The following is a 22,455-nucleotide window of genomic DNA, read 5'->3' as shown; positions in this document are numbered from 1 at the left end:
GTTTAGTGTTGCCTCATTAAACAGTCAGACAATTCGTCGAGGGGTTTGTCCTAGCCAAAATCAATGTTAGCGTATATCAATCCGGTGTTAGTTTTAACATTTTAAGCGGCGCCGGGTTATCTACTACAAAAAACATTAGCGGGAGACACCTTGGAGAATTACAAAAAAACGGCGATAGCTATGGCTATCGCGCAAATCGCATTACTTTCCACCAACGCGGCGCAAGCGCAAACCACCCCCACCAAGGAAGAAGCACCGGCCAGCGCGGTCGTGGTGGTGAGCGGACAGCGCGCCGCGCTGCAATCGGCGCAAAAGCTCAAGCAGGAGGCCGACGAAGTCGTCGACTCGATCGTCGCCGAAGACATCGGCAAGCTGCCGGACCGTTCGGTCACGGAGGTGCTGCAGCGTATCGCCGGCGTGACCATCGACCGCAACATGGCGGGCGACCCTAACCGTCAATCGGTCGAGGGCTCCGGCGTGTCCGTGCGCGGCCTGACCTACGTGCGGTCCGAAATCAACGGCCGCGACGCGTTTTCCGCCGGTGGCGGCCGCTCGCTCGGTTTCTCCGACGTGTCGCCTGAGCTGATGGCCGGCGTCGATGTCTACAAGAATCCGTCCGCCGAGCAGGTCGAAGGCGCCATTGCCGGCCTGGTCAATCTGCGCACCGCCATGCCGTTCGACTACAAGGGCTTCAAAGGCACGGCGGGCTTCTCGGAATCCTATTCCACGCTGCGCGAGGGCAAACCTTCGCCGACCAGCACCATCTTGCTGTCGAACCGCTGGACCACGCCGTTCGGCGAAGTCGGCGCCCTGGTCAATTTCGCCAAGGCCAAGAGCCCGAGCCGCTCCGACGGCGTCGGCGTCGATCCGTACTTCCCGCACGTGAACTCCACCGATCCGGCCCTGTACGACCGCTCCAAGACCCAATGGATACCGATGGGCGTGGGCTATCGCTCGCAGGACTTCGACCGCACCCGTCGCGGCGACTACGCGGCGCTGCAGTGGAAGCCGAACAAAGACCTGACGGCCGGACTGACCTACTTCAAGACCCACTACAAGGAAGACCTCGACGAACACGTCGTGGCCTCGTCCGAGGACAAGTGGTACCAGCAGGTTGCCAGCAGCAACTCGGTGTTCGACAAAAACGGCGCCTTCCAGAGCGGCACCATCTCGAACCCGACCTATGGCGGCTCGCCGTTCAACAGTTCGCAGCGTATCAACACGCGTGAATCGGCCACCCGCGACCTGGCGCTGAACGTCCAATGGCGCATCACGCCCGACCTGACCTGGACCAACGACTTCCAGCATGTGCGTTCGACCACCGAAGGCTTCGACGCCGACGTCTCGACCGGCTTCATCCTGCCGAGCCAGACCATGGACATGACCGGCAAGGTGCCGCAGATCGGCCTGGGTTCGGCGGCCTACATGGCCGACCCGAAAAACTACTACTGGGCCTACACCCAGGAAGCGCTGGACCGCGCCGAGGCCACGCAGAAAGCATGGAAATCGGACGTCAAGTTCGCGTTCGACGATCCGGTGCTGCGCGACATCCGCTTTGGCGTGCGCATGGCCAACCGCGAAGGCGAGAACCACAGGGCGCAGAAGTTCTACAACTGGTCGGCGATCACCTTCCCGTGGATGGAAGGCTGGCAGATCAACGGCGTCGCCCGCCTGAGCGATCCGCGCTTTGCCGGCGGCTCGTCGCTGCAGACGATGGACAACTTCTTCGGCGGCAAATACAACATCCCGCCGATGCTGTTCGCCGACGAAGCGACGGTGCGCGGCTTCCCCGAGCAATGGAGCAAGATCCACTCGTACCACGACGTGCTGTGCGCCGAAAAAGGCTCGACCTGCGATCCGTGGAAGGCCGCCAGCTACAACGATCCGGCCGCCAACAACACGCAGACCGAGAAGACGCGCGCCGCCTACACGCAGTTGCGCTTCGGCTGGGATAACCTCAAGTACCCGATCGACGGCAATGTCGGCATCCGCTACGTAAAAACGACCGGCGCCGGCAGCGGTTTCGTCTCGTTCACGCGGCCGTCGCTGCCGACCGGCGCCGCCGGCGTCGTGCCGACCGGCCAGGGCAACCTGATCGACATCGCATCGTTCGCGCAGCAGCAGTCGGTCAACAACTCGTACGACAACTGGCTGCCTAGCTTGAACCTGCGCATGAAGGCCTCCGACCAGCTGCAGTTCCGCTTTGCGGTGGCCAAGTCGCTGTCGCGTCCGGACTTTAATCAGCTCCAGGTGCAGACCACGCTCAACGCCCAGCACAGCCAGACGGTCACCCGCGACGCGGCGGGCAACACTGTCGCCGTGAACTTCGACGGCACCAGCCTGAGCGGCACCAGCGACGGCAATCCGCTGCTCAAGCCGACCACGTCGACCAACGTCGACCTGACCGCCGAGTGGTACTTCGCCAAGGCCGGTTCGCTGACGTTCTCGGCGTTCAACAAGGACCTCAAGGACATCATCACCACCAAGAACTACAGCTACAACGCGGTTGACGTGAACGGCACGCCGCGCACGTTTGTGGTCACCGGTCCGGTCAATGGCGCCAACGGCTTTGCCCGCGGTTTCGAACTGGCCCACCAGCAGTACTACGACTTCGTGCCGGACTGGCTGCGCGGCCTCGGCAGCCAAGCAAGCTGGACCTATGTGTCGAGCGAGCGCAAGCTGAAGGACCCTGTGTTTAACGCATGGTGCTCGGGCAACGACGCGTCGACCAACTTTAACCTGTTCATCAACGGCTGCGACACCGATGGCCGCGCGTTCGGCAAGACGCCGTTGCAGGGCCTGTCGCGCCACACCATCAACCTGGCGCTGATGTACGAAGCGCACGGCTTGTCGATGCGCGTGGCTTACAACTGGCGCTCGCGTTACCTGCTGGGCGTGACCCAGTGGGGCAGCCGCGGCAACAACGGTCTGAACACGAATCCGGCCGCGCCTGCGGACAAGTACCTGATTCCGACGACCGTCAACGACCAGGCCTTCGGTCTGCCGTTGTACCAGGCCGCCTACGGCCAGGTGGATGCGTCGATCTTCTACGACTTCACGGACAAGTTCCGCGTCGGCATCCTCGGGACCAACCTGGGGAACTCGTACACGCGTCAGATCATGGAGCAGCACGCGGGCGAATTCACCCGTCAGGTGTTCATGAGCGGTCCGCGCTACACGGTGCAGGCAACCTACGCGTTCTGATCGAGTCGTATCCTCGATCCGCCGGCGGGGACGCTCTCCACGCCGGCGATCTTTCTCCCGCCCGGGCTTGCCCCGCGCGGGAGTTTTTTATGACGGCGCCGGAATCATGTCGACCGCGTCCCACGCATAGCCCGGGCTCAGCCAGCCGGGGACGCGCCGGCACGCGGACTTCCATAGTCATTTCTTGCGATGCAAGGTCAACGGTGCTTGGGCAACAATGACGATTAAATCACGCAGTTGAGCGATGGCGTTTCCACGAATGCGCGCATGATCTCGATGTTGACAGCGATGGCCTGCGCGCTGCCTACTACGGAAGAGAGCATTGCCACGCCTTGCTCGGTGAACGCATATGGCGCATAGCGGCGGCCGCCACGTCCGGCCCGCCGGGCAGTTCGGCGAAGATCAAAATTAGTGCTAATCAGTGACGTCCGATACGCAGATCGAACTTCCACGTCACCAGCCGCAAGGTGGTGATGAAGGTGGCGCTGGTCCACAGCGCGTAGTCGTCGCTAACATGCATGTATTGCAGGCCGATATACATCCAGCAGCCGAAGAAGGCGCAGATGGCGTAGGGTTTGCCGTCGCGGAAGACCATCGGCACTTCGTTGCAGACGATGTCGCGCAGCACGCCGCCGAAGATGCCGGTGATTACGCCCATCATCGAGGCGATGAACAGCGGCATGCCGGCCGCCTGCGCCTGCGACACACCGGCCACGGCAAACAAGCCCAGGCCGATGGCGTCGGCGATGACGATCAGCCGTTCGGAGAGGATCTGGCGCAGCGTGCGCATCAGCGGCACCGCGATCAGCGCCAGCACGAAGATGAGGATTGCGTATTCCTGGTGCATGACCCAGAACAGCGGTCGGCGGTCGAGCAGGATGTCGCGCAAGGTGCCGCCGCCGAACGCGGTGATGAAGGCCACCGTGAAGACGCCGACCAGGTCCATCCGCTTGCGGCGCGCTTCGACAAAGCCGGAGAAGGCGCCAACCAGGATCGCCACGATTTCGATGATGATGATCAGGGAATCGTGGACGGGGACGGGCTTCATGTAGGCAAGCGGACAAGTTGGGAATGCCCGTAGGTTAACATGCCGCAACAGTTTGGTGTGAGTGATCGTGGAGGAGTCGCCGGCGACGCATGCATGGCGGACTACGCTGCGTTAATCCGCCCCACGTGGCTCCCCGGTTTAGAGGCGTTCCGGCCGCAACGCGGCGCGCAACAACACGATGAGCGCGCCTTCGCCGCCTTCGGACGGACGCGCCTGACAGAAGGCGACCACTTCTTCCTTCTGCACCAGCCAGCTGTGCACCATCGACTTGAGCACCGGCTCCTGGCTTTTCGACCCGAAGCCGCGTCCGTGGATCACGCATACGCAGCGATGGTTGCGCATCGCCGACTTGCGCAGGAAATCGCCGATGGCGTCGCGCGCGGCGTCTCGCCGCAGGCCGTGCAAATCCAGCTCGTCCTGCACCGGCCAGTGGCCCTTGCGCATCTTTTTAACGATGTCCGGGCCAACGCCCGGCGCCGCGTAATTGAGCGCCGGGTCTTCTTCCAGGTAATGATCGACCTCAAACAGGTCCGACAGCGATTCGCGCAGCACGGCCGCGTCGTCCTCCGCCTGCGTCAGCTTGCGGGCCGGCGCGGCGGCCGGGCCGGCCGACTTCGGCAGCGACGGCACGTAACGGTCCGACACCGGCATGCGCTTGACGCCGCCGACGCTGGATTGGAAGATATTCGCTTCCACCGCCTGCGTTTTTTCCCGTTTGACGCGTTCGGCCTCGGCCGCCGCGCGCGCGTCCGCCTGTTCCTTGAGCTGCTTAGCCAGGGATTTCAGGTCGGCGAAGTCTTTCAGGCCCACGGTCGTTCTCCCGATTACTCCTGCGCTTCCAGATACCGCTGCGCGTCCAGGGCCGCCATGCAACCGGTGCCGGCGCTGGTGATCGCCTGACGGTAGATGTGGTCCTGCACGTCGCCGGCGGCAAACACGCCCGGGGCGCTGGTGGCGGTGAACATGCCCTCGAGCCCGGCCTTGGTCTTGATGTAGCCGTTGTGCATGTCGAGCTGGCCTTCGAAGATGCCGGTGTTCGGCTTGTGGCCGATCGCCACGAACAGGCCGTGCACGGTGATGTCGGTGACGGCGCCGGTGTCGGTCGACTGGATCTTCAGGCCGGTGACGCCGCTGTCGTTGCCGACCACTTCCTGCAGCGTGTGGTTGTACTTGATCTCGATCTTGCCTTCGGCGACCTTGGCGTTCAGGCGGTCGATCAGGATCGGCTCGGCGCGGAACTTGTTGCGGCGATGGATCAAGGTGACCTTGGTGGCGATGTTCGACAGGTACAGCGCTTCCTCGACGGCGGTGTTGCCGCCGCCGATGACGGCCACTTCCTGGCCGCGATAGAAGAAACCGTCGCAGGTGGCGCAGGCCGACACGCCTTTACCCATGAAAGCCTGTTCCGATGGCAGACCCAGGTATTGGGCCGAGGCGCCGGTGGCGATGATCAGCGTGTCGCAGGTGTATTCGTTGCTGTCGCCCTTGAGGCGGATCGGACGCGCGGCCAGTTCCACGGTGTGGATGTGGTCGAACACGATCTCGGTATTGAACTTTTCAGCGTGTTGCAGCAGGCGCTGCATCAGGTCCGGGCCTTGCACGCCCATCGGGTCGCCTGGCCAGTTTTCCACGTCCGTGGTGGTCATCAGCTGGCCGCCTTGCTCCATGCCGGTGACCAGCATCGGATTCAGGTTGGCGCGGGCGGCGTAGACGGCGGCACTGTAGCCTGCGGGGCCGGAGCCAAGGATCAGTACACGGGCGTGTTTAGGAGTGGTCATGGAGGGCTTCTTAATATGTTGGATTAATCCGAATTTGGGGGCGTTTAGAGTGGAGGCAAGGGCAGCTGCGGACAGGTATCCCATCAGCAGCCATTGCATTCACGCAGGCAATACAAGATTATAGTGCAAGCAGGCGAAGAGCATGAATCGTCGGGCCGGTTGATGCTGCTTTGCCGTAAAATACCGTATATGAATATTTACCCCTCGCTAACGTTGCAACACCTTAATACCTATGAGCAGTAAAAAAGTTCAGGAGCGAGCGCCAAAAGCTGGAACTTCCTCCTCGCCGGGCTATACCCGCACCCCGACCATGCGCCAACCGCTGCCGAACCGGCTGGTACGGCTGCTGTCGGAGGCGCGCTGGCTCGCGCTGGCGGTACTGGGCCTGTATTTCGTTTTGATATTGGCCAGTTACAACAAAATGGACCCGGGTTGGTCGCATGAGACCCTGGTGCCGAAAGTGACCAACCTGGGCGGCCGCGCCGGCGCCTGGCTGTCCGACCTGTTGCTGTATATCTTCGGTATTTCCGCCTGGTGGTGGGCGTTCTGCCTGTTGCGCCTGGTCTGGAACGGTTATCGGCAGTTGACCCAGAAATACGTGATGTCCAAGGAAGCCGACCCCGAGCACGCGCAGGAGGGCTTGATACGCGGTATCGGCTTCGTGCTGCTGTTTGCCGGCAGCGTCGGGCTTGAATATCTGCGCATGTACTCGCTGCACGCGGAATTGCCGCGCGCGCCGGGCGGTGTCATGGGCGAGCTGATCGGTCATTCGGCCCACGTGGCGTTCGGTTTCACCGGCGCGACCTTGCTGTTGCTGCTGCTGTTCGGCCTGGGCTTCAGCCTGTTCTTCCATGTGTCGTGGCTGGCCGTCGCCGAGCGCATCGGTTACACCATCGAGACCGGCATCGACTGGTTCATCCAGCGCTACCAGTACCGCGAAGACCGCCGCCAGGGCGAAGTGGCCGCCGTCAAGCGCGAGGAAGTGGTCGTCATCGAGCGCGCCAAACACGTCGAAAAGCATGTGGTGTCGGCGCCGGTCAAGATCGAGCCGCAGGTGGTCGCGGTGGTCAAGTCCGAGCGGGTGGAGAAGGAACGCCAGGCCGTGCTGTTCCAGGACCTGAGCGGCGACAGCCAGCTGCCGGCCCTGTCGCTGCTGGACGAGGCCGCCGAGGTGCAGGAAACCGTACCGGTCGAAACGCTGGAATTCACCAGCCGCCTGATCGAGAAAAAGCTGTCGGACTTTGGCGTCGAAGCCAAGGTCGTGGCGGCGTATCCGGGCCCGGTGGTCACGCGTTACGAGATCGAACCGGCCACCGGCGTCAAGGGCAGCCAGATCGTCGGCCTGGCGCGCGACCTGGCGCGTTCGCTGTCGCTGACGTCGATCCGCGTGGTCGAAACCATCCCCGGCAAGAATTACATGGCGCTGGAGCTGCCGAACGCCAAGCGCCAGATTGTGCGCCTGTCCGAGATCGTCGGCTCCAAGGTCTACAACGACAATCCTTCGCCGCTGACCGTGGCGCTGGGCAAGGACATCGCCGGCAAGGCCGTGGTGGCCGATTTGGCGAAAATGCCGCACTTGCTGGTGGCCGGTACCACCGGTTCCGGTAAGTCGGTGGGTATCAACGCCACCATCCTGTCGTTGCTGTACAAGTCCGATCCGGCCGACGTGCGCATGATCCTGATCGATCCGAAAATGCTGGAGATGTCGGTGTACGAAGGCATTCCGCATCTGCTGGCGCCGGTCGTGACCGACATGCGCCAGGCCGGCCACGCGCTCAACTGGGCGGTCAACGAGATGGAACGCCGCTACAAGCTGATGTCCAAGCTGGGCGTGCGTAACCTGGCCGGCTACAACGCCAAGATCGCCGAGGCCAAAAAGCGCGAAGAGCATATCCCCAATCCGTTCAGCCTGACGCCGGATTCGCCGGAGCCGCTGGAGAAACTGCCGACCATCGTCATCATCATCGACGAGCTGGCCGACCTGATGATGGTCGTCGGCAAAAAGGTCGAGGAATTGATCGCCCGTATCGCGCAGAAAGCCCGTGCGGCAGGTCTGCACTTGATTCTGGCGACGCAGCGTCCATCTGTGGATGTGATTACCGGCCTGATCAAGGCCAACATTCCGACCCGGATCGCGTTCCAGGTATCGTCGAAGATCGACTCGCGCACCATTCTCGACCAGATGGGCGCCGAGGCGCTGCTGGGGATGGGCGACATGCTGTACATGCCGCCGGGCACCGGCCTGCCGGTACGCGTCCACGGCGCGTTTGTGTCGGATGACGAGGTGCACCGCGTGGTCAAACACCTCAAGACCACCGGCGAGCCGAATTATATCGACGGCATACTGGAAGGCGGCACCCTGGAAGGCGAGGGCGGCGCCGACGGCGCGGCGGCAGGCGAGGGCGGCGGCGAAGCCGATCCGATGTACGACCAGGCGGTGCAGGTGGTGCTGAAAAACCGCCGCGCGTCGATTTCGCTGGTGCAGCGCCATTTGCGCATCGGCTATAACCGCGCGGCACGTTTGCTGGAACAGATGGAAAATAGCGGCGTCGTGTCGTCGATGCAATCGAACGGCAACCGGGAAATCCTGGTGCCCGCCGCCAGTGCTGAATAACCAAGGAATAGATACCGTATGAAGTATGTGAAAAACGTAGCGATGTTGGCCGCCGGCCTGCTGCTGGCGGGCGCTGCCGGCGCCACGGCGCTGGACCAGTTCAAGAGCTTTGTCGCCTCGACCAAGGCGGCCAAGGGCGAGTTCACCCAGCGCCAGATCAAGAACACCAGCGGCGAAACGGCCAAGCCGACGCCACCGTCGAGCGGTACTTTCCTGTTTGCCCGTCCGGGCAAGTTCATCTGGACGTATGTGAAGCCTTACGACCAGGTGCTGCAGGCCGACGGCGAAAAGCTCTACATCTTCGACAAGGACCTGAACCAGGTCACGGTCAAGCAACTGGGCAATGCGCTGGGCTCGTCGCCGGCCGCGATCCTGTTCGGTAGCAACGATCTGGAAAAGAACTTCACGTTGTCGGAAGCCGGCACCAAGGACGGCATGGAGTGGCTCAAGGCCGTGCCGAAAGCCAGGGACACCAGCTTCGAGCAAATCAGCATCGGCCTGCGCGACGGCTTGCCGCAAGCGATGGAGCTGAAGGATTCGTTCGGCCAGACGTCGTTGCTGACGTTCAGCAAATTCGAGAAAAATCCCGCGCTGACTGCGACGAGTTTTAAATTCGTCATGCCGAAGGGCGCGGACGTGTTCAATAATTAAAGCTTCACGCATCCAGCGACAACGCCGCAGCCGTGACGCTGCGGCGTTTTCCATTCCGAGAGACTATGGCTGACCTATTTGCAACAGAACCGCGCCAGCCGCTCGCCGAAGCACTGCGCCCCAAGACGCTCGATGATGTCATCGGCCAGCACCACCTGCTGGGGCCGGGCAAGCCGCTGCGCCTGGCGTTCGAGTCGGGCCAGCCGCATTCGATGATTTTGTGGGGCCCGCCGGGTGTCGGCAAGACCACCTTGGCGCGGCTGACCGCCAACGCCTTCGAGTGCGAGTTCATCGCCTTGTCGGCCGTATTCTCGGGCGTGAAGGACATCCGCGCCGCGATGGAGCAGGCGCAGCAGAATCTGACGATGGGCAAGCATACGATCCTGTTCGTCGACGAGATCCACCGTTTCAACAAGTCGCAGCAGGACGCGCTGTTGCCGTATGCCGAGTCGGGCTTGGTGACGTTGATCGGCGCGACGACCGAAAACCCGTCGTTCGAGGTCAACTCTGCGCTGCTGTCGCGGGCCCAGGTGTACGTGCTGCAATCGTTCAACGAGGACGAGCTGAAGCAACTGGTGGCCAAGGCGCGCGCCAAGGTGCTGGCGCATCTGGAGTTCGACGACGCCGCCGTCGACACCTTGATCGGCTATGCCGACGGCGACGGCCGCCGCCTGCTCAATCTGCTGGAGCAAACCAGCACGGCCGCCAACGCCGCCAAGACCAACAAGGTCACCAGCGAATTCATCCAGAATGCGCTGACCCTGAACGCGCGCCGGTTCGACAAGGGCGGCGACAACTTCTACGACCAGATCTCGGCGCTGCACAAGTCGGTGCGCGGCTCCAATCCGGACGCCGCGCTGTACTGGCTATGCCGCATGCTCGACGGCGGCGCCGACGCCAAATACCTGTCGCGCCGCATCGTGCGCATGGCGTGGGAGGATATCGGACTGGCCGATCCGCGCGCCATGCAGCTGGCCAACGACGCCGCCGCCACGTTTGAACGCCTCGGCTCGCCGGAGGGCGAACTGGCGCTGGGGCAGGCGGTGATTTACCTGGCCATCGCCGCCAAGAGCAACGCCGGCTACAACGCCTTCAACCAGGCCATGGCGTTCGTGAAGAAGGATAAGTCGCGCGAAGTGCCGGTTCATCTGCGCAACGCGCCGACCAAGCTGATGAAGGAACTGGGCTACGGCCATGAGTACCGCTACGCGCACGACGAGCCGCATGCCTACGCGGCCGGCGAAACCTACTTCCCGGACGATATGCGCGAGCCGGGCTGGTACCAGCCGGTGCCGCGCGGAATGGAAAGCAAGATCGCCGACAAGATGGCCTTCCTGCGCAAGCTCGATGAAGATGCCGGTAAAAGTTAAAGGAACAGTATGCAGCAAACGATCGTGGTCGACGACATCGACGTGTATATCGAAGGCGGGGTGGAGGGTTCCGAGACGATCGTCATGATCCACGGCTGGCCGGACACGCACCGGCTGTGGGATGCCCAGGTCGAGGAACTCAAAAGCCGCTACCGCTGCGTGCGCTTCACCTTGCCCGGCTTCGACATCGGCAAGCCGCGCCGCTCGTACTCGCTCGACGCGACGATGCGCATCCTGTTGCACATTGTCGCCGCCGTCAACCAGAAGCAGAAGGTGGTTCTGATGTTGCACGACTGGGGTTGCGTATTCGGCTATGAGTTTTATATGCGTAACAAGGGATTGGTGTCGGCGATTGTCGGCGTCGATATCGGCGACGCCAATTCCGAGGCCACGGACCGTTCGCGCTCGTTCGGTCAGAAGATGATGGTCAGCGGCTATCAGAACATCCTGTCGCTGGCGTGGGCCATCGGCGGGCCGATCGGCAATATGATCACGCGCGGCATGGTCAACGCGATGAAAGTGCCGGCGCCGAAACAGTACATCAGCTCGGCGATGAATTTCCCGTATTACATCTTGACGGCGGGAGCGGCCGGATCGTACCGGTCGCTGGTGCCGTTCTTCCCGAAGGTGCCGATGCTGTTCATCTACGGCACGCGCAAGCCGTTCATGTTCCACTCGACGCAATGGCGCGACAAGCTGGCGGCCAGGGAGGGATGCAGGGTGGTGGCGATGAGCACGGATCACTGGCCGATGGTGCGCGACCCGCAGCGCTTCAACGAGGTGGTGCTGGAATGGCTGGAAAAGCCGGCCGCAAAAGAAGAAGCCGCCGGCGAAGACGCGGCGGCTTAGCTTCATGCGATCAAATATTAACGCAGCTTGATCGGCTTGTAGTACGGTGCGAACGGTGGCGCAGGCAGCTGCGCGCCGGCGTACGCGTCGCGGAAGCACGCTGCTTTGCGATTCTCGACGTCGGTGGTGCTCTTCGTTACTTTGCCGGACGCATCCAGGGTCAGCACGATCACAACGGGATACTTGGACAAGTCATGGCAATTGCCTTTCTCGTCCAGCTTTTTCGCGTTGTTGAAGTTCAGCGACACCTCTTCGTACTTGGTCGCCTTATCGTTCGGGAATTGCTTGTTGAACTTGTCCATTTCGGCGGCAAAGTTCGGGTTGGCCGGTGGTGGCGCTTCGTCGGCTGGCGGACCGCCACCCAGCGTCGAGCAACCTGCGGCCAAAACCATCAATGCGCTCATCGCGCCCATCTTCAGATATTGATTTTTCAAATTATTCTCCTCGGGGCTGTTTGTTGACGCATTGTACATATTATCGAGGAGTGCACGTCGCACGATTAGTTGCGTAGGTGAAATCCTACAGATGCAGACTGGAAAGGACTGTGGCAACTTTGCGCTGAAACCCCCGCCAGCCCAGTGGCGCAGCTGTTTCCACCGGCAGCCGCACGCGTACCACGCCCGCGCCAGCCGCCTCGATCAGCATCAAGCCGTCGTTCGGCACTTCGAACGACATTCCCCGGCGCAGCATGAAATCGGTGTGCTCGCCATAGGCGGTGAGCCAGGCCGTGCCGTCCAGGCATTCGATGCGCTGGCCGGCCCCATTGGCGATGCGCAGCGGGTGGTCCTGGGTCAATCGGTATTCGGCCAGGCCTCGTTCTACGGTGACCAGTTGCGGTTTCATGCTGCCTCCTGCGTGCGGTGATTGGATATGCAACCAGAATACGCACCGGCGGCCGACCATAACAGATGCAGCGAATTGAAATTGTTACCGTCACAGAGCGGATTTCGCTACACTGTTATGGTCAAAATGATTGCTCGCTGTACCTGTCGGCCGAGGGTGGGGCTGGGCCACAATATCGAAATGCACATCAATTTGTACGAGCAGCTTGCCAACGAACTGGGCGGATTGATCGCCAGCCGCGTCTTCGCGCCCGGCGACCGGCTGCCGTCGATCCGTCACCTGGCGCAGCAAAAGCGCCTGTCGGTCAGCACCGTCATGCAGGCGCTGCGGCTGATGGAGGATCGCGGGCTGATCGAGTCACGGCCGCAGGCGGGCTATTACGTGCGTCACCGTGCACGGACGATGGCGGTGATGACCGACGCCGCGCACCTGCAGGAGCCGGCCTATGTCGGCATCAACAACCTGCTGATGCGGGTGCTCAAGGCCAACGAGGACCCGCACATCGTCCAGCTGGGCTCGGCCTGGCCGCTCGACGAGCTGCTGCCGATGAAGCGCATGCAAAAGATCGTGGCGGCGGTGGCGCGGCGCGATTCGGCGCTGCTGAGCTCCGTGAGCTGTTACGAAACCAATCATCCCGAGTTCACACGACAGATCCTTCGCCGGGCGTTGGACTGGGGCCGCCTGGACCCGGCCGAGATCGTCGTCACCACCTCGTGCACCGAAGCGATCAGTCTGTGCCTGCGCGCGGTCGCCAAGCCGGGCGACACCGTCGCGATCGAATCGGCCAGCTATTTCGTGCTGCTGCAGCTGATCGAATCGCTCGGCATGAAGGCGCTGGAAATACCGACCCATCCCAAGACCGGGCCGTCGATCGACGCGCTCGAACTGGCGATGAACGCCGGCCTGGTGCAGGCCGTGCTGTTCGTCCCGAACGCCAACAATCCGCTCGGCTGCATCATGCCCGAGGCGAACAAGAAGCGGCTGGCCGGTTTGCTGTCGCAGCACAACGTGCCGTTGATCGAGGACGATGTCTACGGCGAGCTGTGCTTCACGCCCGAGCGGCCGTGGCCGGTCAAGGCATACGACACCAGCGGCCACGTCATGCTGTGTTCTTCGTTTTCGAAAGCGGTCAGTCCCGGCGCCCGCGTCGGCTATGTGCTGGCCGGGCGCTACGCCCAGGATGTCGCCGTGCTCAAGATGGTGTCGAGCGGCGCCACCAGCCACTTCTTCCAGGCCGTGCTGGCGGACTTCCTGACCGGCAGCGCCTATGAGAACCAGCTGCGCAAGATGAGAAGGGCGCTGTCGCAGCGCATCGCCCGCATGTCGGACGCGGTGTGCGCCGCGTTCCCGCAACAGTGCACGGTTTCGGAGCCGCAGGGCGGCTTCGTGGTGTGGGTCAGCATGCCGGAGCAGGTCGACGCGCTGGTGCTGCACCAGCGCGCGCACGAGGAGGGTGTGGCTTGCATGCCGGGCCAGCTGTTCTCGGCGTCTGGCAAATACGGCAACTTTGTCCGCCTCAACTGCGGCAACGCCTGGAGTCCGCAGGTGGAGGCGGCGGTCGCCAGGCTCGGCGCGCTGGTACATAGACTTTCGGACGAGGCACGACCGTTGCGCACCGCCGCCTGATCCTCTACATGCCCCCGGGCATCGCCATTTTTTGCACTTCATCCGCCGTTTCTGGCGCTTCGTCGCATCCCGGTGGTTTCGCATACGCCCTTTAGGTACAGTACAACCATACCAAAGCGGCAGACATAAGTCGGTCGAAACCACCACCCAGGGAGCTATCATGAACATCGCTAAAAACATGGAAATCATCTTCGTCACCGTTGCCGTCATCGCTTGCGCAACCGGCTTCGCCACCGCCGCCGACGCACCCGCGATCAAGGTCGCCGCCGACACCCGCACCGCCCATGTCGCCACCGCCCAGGTCGACATGCCGGTGGTCACCGTGACCGCCAAGCGCCTGACCGCCGCCGAAAAAGCCGCGCTGTAATCCCCGGCGGCTTTTCCCCAGCCGGCGGGCTGCTCAAAACTCGCGAGGAAGTGGCATCCTCTTGGTACAATTGACGTTTTCGATACAAACGGCACTTGTCCCCATGATTGATATCCAACTTCTCCGCAAAGATATAGCCAACGTTGCCGCGCGCCTGGCAACCCGCAAGTACCAGCTCGATGTGGACGCGTTCAACGCGCTCGAAGCTGAACGGAAAGCGATCCAGACGCGCACCGAAGAGCTGCAGGGCAAGCGTAATTCGCAGTCCAAGCTGATCGGCATGATGAAGGGCAAGGGCGAAGACACCACGGCGATCATGGCTGAAGTGGCCGGCCTGGGCGACGAGCTCAAGGCCAACGAAACCGCGCTGTCGGCGGTGCAGGCCAAGCTGGGCGATTTCATGCAGGCGATCCCGAATCTGCCGCACGAATCGGTCCCGCAAGGCACGGATGAATCGGGCAACGTGGAAGTGCGCAAAGTCGGCACGCCGCGCAGCTTCGACTTTGAGGTGAAAGATCACGTCGACGTCGGCGCGCCGCTGGGCCTGGACTTTGAAGTGGCCACCAAGCTGACCGGCACGCGCTTCTCGGTCATGAAGGGCGGCATCGCCCGTCTGCACCGCGCGCTGGCGCAGTTCATGCTCAACACGCACACCGACGAGCACGGCTACACCGAGTGCTACACGCCCTACATGGTCAACGCCGACTCGCTGCGTGGCACCGGCCAGTTGCCGAAGTTCGAAGCCGACCTATTCTCGGTCAAAAAAGGCGGCGTCGAAGGCGAGGGCGAGACCTTCTACCTGATCCCGACGTCGGAAGTATCGCTGACCAACATCGTGCGCGACGAGATCGTAGCCGCCGACACCTTGCCGCTGAAGATGACCGCGCATACGCCATGCTTCCGCTCGGAAGCGGGCAGCTACGGCCGCGACACGCGCGGCATGATCCGCCAGCACCAGTTCGACAAGGTCGAAATGGTGCAGGTGGTGCACCCGGACACCTCGTACGCCGTGCTCGACGAAATGGTCGGCCACGCCGAAACGATCCTGCAGCGCCTGGGTCTGCCGTACCGCGTGATGTCGCTGTGCACCGGCGACATGGGCTTCGGCGCCACCAAGACCTTCGATCTGGAAGTATGGCTGCCGGCGCAGAACACCTACCGCGAAATTTCGTCGCTGTCGAACTGCGAAGCCTTCCAGGCACGCCGCATGCAGGCGCGCTTCCGCAACGCCCAGGGCAAGCCGGAGCTGCTGCATACGCTCAACGGGTCGGGCCTGGCGGTGGGTCGCACGCTGGTCGCCGTGCTGGAGAATTACCAGCAGGCCGACGGCAGCGTCGAGATCCCGGAAGTGCTGCGTCCGTACATGGGCGGGCTGACGCATTTGAAACCGTAAAAATAGTCCTTCCCTTTTTGTTGGGGGCTGCTATAATCTTGCCTTCTCGCAGCAGTGACGCGGGAAAAGGAGAGGTGGCAGAGTGGTCGAATGTACTTGACTCGAAATCAAGCGTACGTTAAATCGTACCGTGGGTTCGAATCCCACCCTCTCCGCCAGTATTGAGAAAAACCCGCTTCGGCGGGTTTTTTGCTTTCCGGGGATGAACGAACGCCGGTTGCATAAATCCCATTTTGGCACTTCCGTCTTTTATCACCGGCTGTTATAATCTTGCCTTCGCCGAACAGGCGGTGCAGGACCATTAGGAGAGGTGGCAGAGTGGTCGAATGTACTTGACTCGAAATCAAGCGTACGTTAAATCGTACCGTGGGTTCGAATCCCACCCTCTCCGCCATGATTGAGTAAAAAAGCTCCCGGAAGGGAGCTTTTTTATTTTCCGCGCCGGTGTTTGCGCGGCACGGTTGGTTTGCGCAAAAAACATGTTTTTCGCCAAGATCGCGTAGCATTAGCGCGGAGAAATGGAGGAAACATGGAACGTGCAGTTACCCGGTCATGGACTCTGGACAACGCAAAGATTGTTGCTTACGCCCTGTTGATGGGCGCGGCGTTGCCCGCCTTGGCGCAGCGAGCGCCGCAAGCGGTTAAGGCGCAAGCGGCTGTCGCCACGCCGCACGAGCTGTTCGGCCCCTTGTTCGAGGCGGTGCAGGCGGCGCGCATTTATCCCGACGCCAAAACGTTCGCCGACGCGGTCGCCAAGGAAGATCCGCAAACCATACTTGCGCATTACCAGCGGGAGCAGCCCAAGGATGCGGCCGCGCTGAAAGCCTTCGTCGAGCGCTATTTTTTGCTGCCGACGCCCACCGCCGTCACATTGCGCCAGCACATCGCCTCGCTGTGGCCGGTGCTGACCCGTCCGCCGCTGGACCCGCCCAAATGGTCGTCCGCGCTGGCGCTGCCGGCCAATTACGTGGTTCCCGGCGGCCGTTTCCGTGAAATCTACTATTGGGATTCGTACTTCACGATGCTGGGTCTGCAGGCCGACCATCGCGGCGACCTGGTCGATTCGATGATCGTCGACTTCAAAAGCCTGATCGAACGCTACGGTTTCATTCCGAACGGCACCCGCAGCTACTACCTGAGCCGATCCCAGCCGCCGTTCTTTGCCGCGATGACCCAGCTCAAGCCGCTTGGCGACCGCGCCGACGACGCCAAGGTGCTCGCCGCGCTGAAGACCGAACACGCGTTCTGGATGCGCGGTAGCGCTTGCTTGCCCAAGGCCGGCGCCGGCGCATGCGAGCGTGTGCTGCGACTGGCCGACGGCACGGTCCTGAATCGCTACTGGGATGCCAAAAACTCGCCGCGCGACGAGGCGCTGGGCGAGGACGTCGCCACCGCGCGCGAAGTGCAACGGCCGGCGCCCGAGGTCTACCGCGACCTGCGCGCGGCGGCGGAAAGCGGCTGGGACTTCTCGTCGCGCTGGCTGGACGACCCGGCGCGGTTGTCGTCGATACGCACCACGTCCATCGCACCGGTCGATCTCAACAGTTTGATGTACCAGCTGGAAGGGGAGATCGAAAGGCGCTGCAAGGCCGCTAACGACATGGCCTGCACGACCCAGTTCCGCCGTGCGAAGGAAGTGCGCGCCGCAGCCGTGCAGAAACATCTGTGGCTTGCCGCCGAACGGCGCTACGCCGACTTCGACATTGTCAAAAACGCGCCGACGACGGTGCGCAGCGCCGCCATGCTCTACCCGTTATGGGTCGGCATGGCGACGCAAGCCCAGGCCGACGCGGTCGCCGCGACGACCAAAGGCGAATTGGTGGCCGAAGGCGGTTTGCGCACCACGCTGGTCCGCAACGGCCAGCAATGGGATACGCCGAACGGCTGGGCGCCGTTGCAGTGGGTGGCGATCGACGGCCTGGAGCGCTACGGCCACAAGGAACTGGCGCACGAGATCGCCCGCCGCTGGGTCGGCACGGTCGCCCGGACCTGGGCCGAGACCGGCAAGCTGCTGGAGAAGTACGACGTGGAGGAACGCAAGAGCGGCGGCGGTGGCGAGTATCCCACGCAGGATGGCTTCGGCTGGACCAACGGCGTCACCAGCGCCTTATTGGAGCGCTATCCCGACTTGAACCAGTAAGAACCGACGCATAATAGTTCCTCACGGTTAGCTGAAAGCGCGCCGAGTCACACCGCCGTGGCGTGGCACGTGGCACAATCTGCCAACTTTCAAGGGGATATTCATGTTCGGATTCGATTTGCGCGCGGCCAAGGTGACGTGGACCGTGTTTCTGGTGGCGCTGCTGCTGTTTGTCGGCTACCTGATTTCTTCGACGCTGCTGGTGGTGGCGTTCGCGGTGTTCTTCAGCTACCTGTTGTACCCGCTGGTCGAATTGGCCGAGCGCTTCCGGCCCCGGCGTGTCTCGCGCACGGTGTCGATCGGCGTGGTGTTCGTGCTGGTGATCGCCCTGGTGGCGGTGGCCGGCACCTTGTTCGGCACCCAGATCGAGCAGCAGGCGAGCAGCCTCAGCCAGCAGTTGCCCGCCTTGCTCAAATCCGGATCGCTGATCGACCGCATCCCCTTGCCCGATTTCATGGAGCCGCTGCGCGCGCGCATCCTGGCATTTCTGCAAACCCAGATGGACGCCGGAACCGACCAGGCCGTGCCTTTCGCCAAGCAGTTCGGCGTCGGCGTGCTGCATGCGGCAGGCAATCTGATTTATCTGGTGCTGGTGCCGGTGCTCAGCTTTCTGTTGATCAAGGAGGCGCCGGCCATGCGCGTGGGGCTGCTGGCGATGCTCAAGCCGGCCAAGCGCGGCTTGTGGTCCGGCATCATCGCCGACCTCGATTTGCTGTTGTCGCGCTATGTGCGCGCCGTGCTGATCCTGTCGATTGCCACCTTCATCGCTTACGGCATCGCGTTCTCGCTGCTCGGCGTGCAATATTCGCTGCTGCTGGCGGGCGTGGCGGCGGTGCTGGAATTCATTCCGTTTGCGGGACCGCTGGCCGCCGCCGCGCTGGCCGTGCTGGTGGCCGGCTTTACCGGCTACGAGCACATGCTGTGGCTTGTCATGTTCATCGTGGCTTACCGGCTGGTGCAGGATTACGTGATCAACCCTTACCTGATGAGCGAAGGCGTCGAAGTGAGCCCGCTGATGGTGATTATCGGCTTGCTGGCCGGTGAACAGCTGGGCGGTGTGGCCGGCATCTTCCTGTCGGTGCCGGTGATGGCGGCGGCCAGGTTGTTGTTCGTGCGCCTGCGCGCCGCCCGGGCAAGCGAGCTGGCGCCCGATCCGGCGCCGGTGCGTATCGTCGGATAAGGCAAACCCGACCGGCGGCTATTTACCGTCGCCGCAGCACTTCTTGTACTTCTTGCCGCTGCCGCAAGGGCAGGGATCGTTGCGGCCGACCTTGACGGCTTTCACCGGTTCGGGATGCCAATGGGCGTTGATGCGGATGACCGACTGAATCAGCGCGTGCTCCCAGTCTTCGCCTTGCCTGTGAAGCGGCGCGAACCATTCGGGCTGGGCCGCTTGCAGCGGCGCCCAGCCTTCGGCGTCGAGCGCCATGCCGGTCTCGAAACCGGCGGTCCACGCCTCGGCGCTCCAGGCGCCGCCGCACTCGTAGATCGGCTCGAAGCTGCCGGGATCCTGCGCCATCCATTTGCGCATGTATTCAAGGTGGCGCAGGACCAGGCCGGTCGCCGCCTCGGTGCCGGCCGCCTGGCCGCCGCCCCACACCTTGTCCAGCCACAGCGCTTGCGGCACCGGGCGCGGGCCGATCACCAGCGCCGTCAGCAAGCCTTCCAGCGCCGAGACGTCTATTGCCTGCTCGCCGATGTCGCGCAACAAGTCGTCGAGTTGGTCGTATTCTTCGTCGCTGAGGGGTGTTGTAAGCATGGTCTGAACCGATAGTCTGGGGGAGACGACATTCTACCTGCAAGTGACGATCTCAATCAGGCAAGCAATTTTATTGAATTCGCAATATGATGCGTGCCAACATTAATTCATTCCAAATCCCAAGGAGTCGACATGAAACCTAGCATTTTCCTGGCTGCGGCCACCCTCACGATCGCCGGTTGGGCCAGCGCCGCCGCGCCCGACGCGGTCCAGGTCAAGGCCGCCCACGATCTGCTGGCGTCGATGCAGGCGGAAAAGCTGCTGCGCATGACGGCCGGCATGAGCAAGTTTCCCAGCCCGGCGCAGCGCGAGCTGACCATGGCCAAGGTCGAAAAGCTGACGCCGGAGATGGTCTATACCAAACTGTCGCAACCGGTGGCGCGCCTGGTCAGCACCGAGACGGCGGTCGAGATGACCCGTTACTACCAGTCCAGCTACGGCCAGCGGCTGCTCAAGGAAACCTACAACGGCGGCCCACGCATGTACGCGGCCGATCCGACCCCGACGCCGGCCGAGAAAGCCGAGCAGAAGAAGCCGGCCTTCGTCAAAGCCCAGAAGGAATTCAAGGCGGTCGAGCCGGCCATCCGCCATGAGGTGTTCGTGCTGCTGACGGAGATCAACAAAGGCAAATAACGCAGTTGCAAATTGAAAATTATTAAAAAATAAAGCATACTAAGTCCTTAACTTTCAAGGACTAGTCGATGCTGAAGAAATTTGCTCTCGTGCTGGCGCTGTCGTCGGCGCTGTCGCCATTCGCCGTGCGGGCCGCCGATCTACCGACTTACCCGTTCATCCACGTCAGCGGCGAGGGTTTTGTCATGGTGGCGCCGGACATGGGCGAAATCGACTTCGACGTCAGCGCCTTCGATGCCGACCCGGCGGTTGCCGTGGCGTTGATCCAGACGCGCGTGGAGGAAATCCGCGCGCTGCTGGTCGAGCATTCCGGACCGCCCGAGGGCGACAGCGCGGCCGGCGCCGAAGTGCAGGACATGCGCAAGGAAATGCGCAAGTCCGCCAATCCCGATCCGGCGGCATCGCCGGAATACGATATCCGCAGCTCGGTCCACATCGTGGTGCGCGACCTGACCAAATGGGGTCCCATCATGCAGGCGCTGCTGGACATGAAGAACATTGACCATATGTCGACCACGTTCGGCAAAAGCGATCGTCTCAAGGTGGAGGAGGAGCTCACCGCCGCCGCCATCAAGGATGCGCTGCGCCGCGCGGAGGGCATGGCGGCCGGGTTCGGCAAGAAGGTCGGACCGGTGACGGCGATCTCGTCGAGCCCGCTGCGCAACCTGACCAAGGCCATCGGCCTGATGCCCACCGATTACTACAATCCGGATCGGCGCACGCAAGCGAAGACCAGCGAAAAGGATTTCCTGTCGATCACGGTGTTGCGCTGGACGCAGAACGTCGACATGATTTTCCGCATCAAATAACGACAAGATGGCTTGCGACCGGCTGCGTGCGTTCACGCACGTAACTGAACAATCAGGCGCTTGTGAATCGCGACATGTGCCCGATCTGCATCTGGAACACACTTAGGAGGAATCAGCCATGACCGCCATCGATCAATACGCCGCTACGCAGCGCGCCCATTCGACACCCGATCCCGAGGTGCCGCCGCCGCAGCCGGAAAAAGATCCGCCACCTGACGATATGCCGGTGCCGGACCAGGCGCCTATCGAGGAACCGACGCCGAAGGCACCGCCACTGAAGGTGTAGCGGCGGGTTCAAGCGTGAGGCAGGGGTTAAGGGTGCGGCGCCTGCTTGGGCTTGCCGCTCCCGTTGTCTTCCGGCAGTGGCGGGATGCTTTTGATCTCCTCGTCGGTTTCGCGCTGGGCAGGCGTGCGTTCGCCGCTGCCGATGTCGGCTTCGTCAAGCATGTGGCCGCCTTCAGCGGCGTGCTCGTCGCGGTGAGGGGTGGTTGATTGATTCATGATGGACTCCGTGGTTGACTAAAACCCATGCTAGCAGTTTGACGCCGTGACCGGCGCACCGTGGACCGTGTGAGAAAGTGTGACTATCGTTGCTCGATAGATACAAATTTATATGATTGTGTTCGACGTCACACTGCCGTCATGAAACTCTTCCTATAATTTAGTCATGTCATCGTTTTTCGTTCACGGAGAGCATCATGGGCAATTCCTTACACAACAAAATCTACCTCGGTCGTCGTAGTGTCGCGTTGAGCGCGAAGCGTGTGCAGGCCCTGATTTGTATCGCCGCCTTCGCCAGCATCGGCCTGGTGTGGCTGGCGATCCGGGCGCTGTAAAGTCCATTCCGCCGTTTTCCAGGTGGGCAGAGCGTTTCGTTGGAAACGCGTTGGCGGCGCATTTTCTTGCCGTCATCCCGCCGGGCGCGTACCATGAGGGCCGCAGCAGTCTCTTATGGAAAAAATGGCAATGAAGAACGAGAAATTAACGCAGGACGAATACAACGCGCTCGACGAAGTCAAACGCGGTATCAAGGGCGAGCGCGTCAGCGCTTGCGTCGGTCGCAACACCAAACGCCTGGCCGGCCTCAAACTGTTCACCATCGCCAAGAACGGCCGCATTTCGCTCACCGACAAAGGTGAGGAAGTCTTGTTCCTGCGCCGTTGCATCCTTGGGTTGCGCGCCATCGAGGCCGACCCCGCCAGCCCGCTGGACGCCGACGTGGCCATGTTCCTCGGCAAAAAATCCCACATTGTCCCGCGCGCCGAAGGCGGCTTCGAGCTCAGCGACAAAGGCCGCGAATCGCTGGCCGATATCGCCAATCAAGGTTTGTGATCAAAAAACGCTCCGCTGGAGCGTTTTTTTTGATGTAAT

23 protein-coding genes and 2 tRNA genes are annotated in these 22,455 nt (G+C 62.2%); 17 read left to right on the top strand and 8 right to left on the bottom strand.

Annotated elements, in window-relative coordinates; genetic code table 11:
- The first annotated feature begins 180 nt into the window (after window positions 1-180).
- A complete protein-coding gene (locus ACZ0BA_RS13400; RefSeq protein WP_463451759.1) occupies window positions 181-3,204 on the top strand; it encodes a TonB-dependent receptor in 3,024 nt (1,007 codons plus the stop codon).
- A 224-nt stretch (window positions 3,205-3,428) separates the two neighbouring features.
- Here the strand turns inward: ACZ0BA_RS13400 and ACZ0BA_RS13395 are convergent, their stop codons facing one another.
- The 4 genes from ACZ0BA_RS13395 to trxB form a co-directional block, all read right to left on the bottom strand.
- Entirely contained in the window at window positions 3,429-3,656 is a 228-nt protein-coding gene (locus ACZ0BA_RS13395; protein ID WP_463451758.1) for an ORF6N domain-containing protein, read from the bottom strand.
- Window positions 3,623-4,252: a trimeric intracellular cation channel family protein gene (locus ACZ0BA_RS13390; RefSeq protein ID WP_463451757.1), complete on the bottom strand. Its 630-nt coding sequence runs from the start codon at window positions 4,250-4,252 to the stop codon at window positions 3,623-3,625. Before ACZ0BA_RS13390 ends, ACZ0BA_RS13395 begins: the two co-directional genes overlap by 34 nt.
- Before the next feature lie 138 nt (window positions 4,253-4,390).
- Entirely contained in the window at window positions 4,391-5,062 is a 672-nt protein-coding gene (locus ACZ0BA_RS13385; protein WP_463451756.1) for a Smr/MutS family protein, read from the bottom strand.
- 14 nt (window positions 5,063-5,076) lie between these two features.
- Window positions 5,077-6,030 carry a thioredoxin-disulfide reductase gene (gene trxB, locus ACZ0BA_RS13380; protein ID WP_463451755.1) on the bottom strand — a complete coding sequence of 318 codons (954 nt, stop codon included), beginning with the start codon at window positions 6,028-6,030 and terminating at the stop codon, window positions 5,077-5,079.
- 232 nt (window positions 6,031-6,262) lie between these two features.
- Here trxB and ACZ0BA_RS13375 point away from each other — a divergent pair, with 232 nt between their 5' ends.
- From ACZ0BA_RS13375 to ACZ0BA_RS13360, 4 genes are all read left to right on the top strand, one after another.
- Window positions 6,263-8,644 (top strand): DNA translocase FtsK, encoded by a 2,382-nt coding sequence (locus ACZ0BA_RS13375; protein ID WP_463451754.1) that lies wholly within the window; start codon window positions 6,263-6,265, stop codon window positions 8,642-8,644.
- An 18-nt stretch (window positions 8,645-8,662) separates the two neighbouring features.
- Complete coding sequence (gene lolA / locus ACZ0BA_RS13370; protein WP_463451753.1) at window positions 8,663-9,295, top strand: outer membrane lipoprotein chaperone LolA; 633 nt, start codon at window positions 8,663-8,665, stop codon at window positions 9,293-9,295.
- Window positions 9,296-9,360: 65 nt separating this feature from the next.
- Window positions 9,361-10,665: a replication-associated recombination protein A gene (locus tag ACZ0BA_RS13365; RefSeq protein ID WP_463451752.1), complete on the top strand. Its 1,305-nt coding sequence runs from the start codon at window positions 9,361-9,363 to the stop codon at window positions 10,663-10,665.
- A 9-nt stretch (window positions 10,666-10,674) separates the two neighbouring features.
- Window positions 10,675-11,514, top strand: coding sequence for an alpha/beta fold hydrolase (locus tag ACZ0BA_RS13360; RefSeq protein ID WP_463451751.1), 840 nt, complete (start codon window positions 10,675-10,677; stop codon window positions 11,512-11,514).
- Between the two features lie 17 nt (window positions 11,515-11,531).
- Here the strand turns inward: ACZ0BA_RS13360 and ACZ0BA_RS13355 are convergent, their stop codons facing one another.
- Both ACZ0BA_RS13355 and ACZ0BA_RS13350 read right to left on the bottom strand, forming a co-directional pair.
- Entirely contained in the window at window positions 11,532-11,948 is a 417-nt protein-coding gene (locus ACZ0BA_RS13355) for a hypothetical protein (protein WP_463451750.1), read from the bottom strand.
- Between the two features lie 85 nt (window positions 11,949-12,033).
- A complete protein-coding gene (locus ACZ0BA_RS13350) occupies window positions 12,034-12,357 on the bottom strand; it encodes a DUF2917 domain-containing protein (protein ID WP_463451749.1) in 324 nt (107 codons plus the stop codon).
- A gap of 180 nt (window positions 12,358-12,537) precedes the next feature.
- Here ACZ0BA_RS13350 and ACZ0BA_RS13345 point away from each other — a divergent pair, with 180 nt between their 5' ends.
- From ACZ0BA_RS13345 to ACZ0BA_RS13315, 7 genes are all read left to right on the top strand, one after another.
- On the top strand, window positions 12,538-13,983 hold the full coding sequence (locus tag ACZ0BA_RS13345; protein WP_463451748.1) for an aminotransferase-like domain-containing protein: 1,446 nt from the start codon (window positions 12,538-12,540) through the stop codon (window positions 13,981-13,983).
- Window positions 13,984-14,143: 160 nt separating this feature from the next.
- A complete protein-coding gene (locus ACZ0BA_RS13340; RefSeq protein ID WP_463451747.1) occupies window positions 14,144-14,350 on the top strand; it encodes a hypothetical protein in 207 nt (68 codons plus the stop codon).
- Window positions 14,351-14,453: 103 nt separating this feature from the next.
- Entirely contained in the window at window positions 14,454-15,743 is a 1,290-nt protein-coding gene (gene serS, locus ACZ0BA_RS13335; protein WP_463451746.1) for a serine--tRNA ligase, read from the top strand.
- A gap of 68 nt (window positions 15,744-15,811) precedes the next feature.
- Window positions 15,812-15,901 (top strand) — tRNA-Ser (locus tag ACZ0BA_RS13330).
- Between the two features lie 146 nt (window positions 15,902-16,047).
- Window positions 16,048-16,137, top strand: a tRNA-Ser gene (locus ACZ0BA_RS13325).
- 135 nt (window positions 16,138-16,272) lie between these two features.
- Window positions 16,273-17,883: an alpha,alpha-trehalase TreA gene (gene treA, locus ACZ0BA_RS13320; RefSeq protein ID WP_463451745.1), complete on the top strand. Its 1,611-nt coding sequence runs from the start codon at window positions 16,273-16,275 to the stop codon at window positions 17,881-17,883.
- Window positions 17,884-17,986: 103 nt separating this feature from the next.
- Entirely contained in the window at window positions 17,987-19,063 is a 1,077-nt protein-coding gene (locus tag ACZ0BA_RS13315; protein WP_463451744.1) for an AI-2E family transporter, read from the top strand.
- An 18-nt stretch (window positions 19,064-19,081) separates the two neighbouring features.
- Here ACZ0BA_RS13315 and ACZ0BA_RS13310 read toward each other — a convergent pair whose 3' ends face one another.
- On the bottom strand, window positions 19,082-19,642 hold the full coding sequence (locus tag ACZ0BA_RS13310) for a UPF0149 family protein (RefSeq protein ID WP_463451743.1): 561 nt from the start codon (window positions 19,640-19,642) through the stop codon (window positions 19,082-19,084).
- Window positions 19,643-19,774: 132 nt separating this feature from the next.
- Between ACZ0BA_RS13310 and ACZ0BA_RS13305 the strand changes: the two genes are divergently transcribed.
- From ACZ0BA_RS13305 to ACZ0BA_RS13295, 3 genes are all read left to right on the top strand, one after another.
- Complete coding sequence (locus ACZ0BA_RS13305; protein ID WP_463451742.1) at window positions 19,775-20,275, top strand: hypothetical protein; 501 nt, start codon at window positions 19,775-19,777, stop codon at window positions 20,273-20,275.
- Window positions 20,276-20,343: 68 nt separating this feature from the next.
- Window positions 20,344-21,084 carry an SIMPL domain-containing protein gene (locus ACZ0BA_RS13300; protein WP_463451741.1) on the top strand — a complete coding sequence of 247 codons (741 nt, stop codon included), beginning with the start codon at window positions 20,344-20,346 and terminating at the stop codon, window positions 21,082-21,084.
- Between the two features lie 118 nt (window positions 21,085-21,202).
- Window positions 21,203-21,370, top strand: a complete 168-nt coding sequence (locus ACZ0BA_RS13295; protein ID WP_463451740.1) for a hypothetical protein — start codon at window positions 21,203-21,205, stop codon at window positions 21,368-21,370.
- Window positions 21,371-21,396: 26 nt separating this feature from the next.
- Here the strand turns inward: ACZ0BA_RS13295 and ACZ0BA_RS13290 are convergent, their stop codons facing one another.
- On the bottom strand, window positions 21,397-21,585 hold the full coding sequence (locus ACZ0BA_RS13290; RefSeq protein WP_463451739.1) for a hypothetical protein: 189 nt from the start codon (window positions 21,583-21,585) through the stop codon (window positions 21,397-21,399).
- Window positions 21,586-21,782: 197 nt separating this feature from the next.
- Here ACZ0BA_RS13290 and ACZ0BA_RS13285 point away from each other — a divergent pair, with 197 nt between their 5' ends.
- Both ACZ0BA_RS13285 and ACZ0BA_RS13280 read left to right on the top strand, forming a co-directional pair.
- The gene (locus tag ACZ0BA_RS13285; protein ID WP_463451738.1) at window positions 21,783-21,920 is read left to right on the top strand and encodes a hypothetical protein; all 138 of its coding nucleotides are present in this window, start codon (window positions 21,783-21,785) and stop codon (window positions 21,918-21,920) included.
- Window positions 21,921-22,050: 130 nt separating this feature from the next.
- Window positions 22,051-22,416, top strand: coding sequence for a hypothetical protein (locus ACZ0BA_RS13280; protein WP_463454748.1), 366 nt, complete (start codon window positions 22,051-22,053; stop codon window positions 22,414-22,416).
- Window positions 22,417-22,455: the final 39 nt, after the last annotated feature.

It is taken from the genome of Duganella sp. AC917 (assembly GCF_979258245.1).
This window is presented reverse-complemented; position numbering and strand designations above follow the sequence as displayed.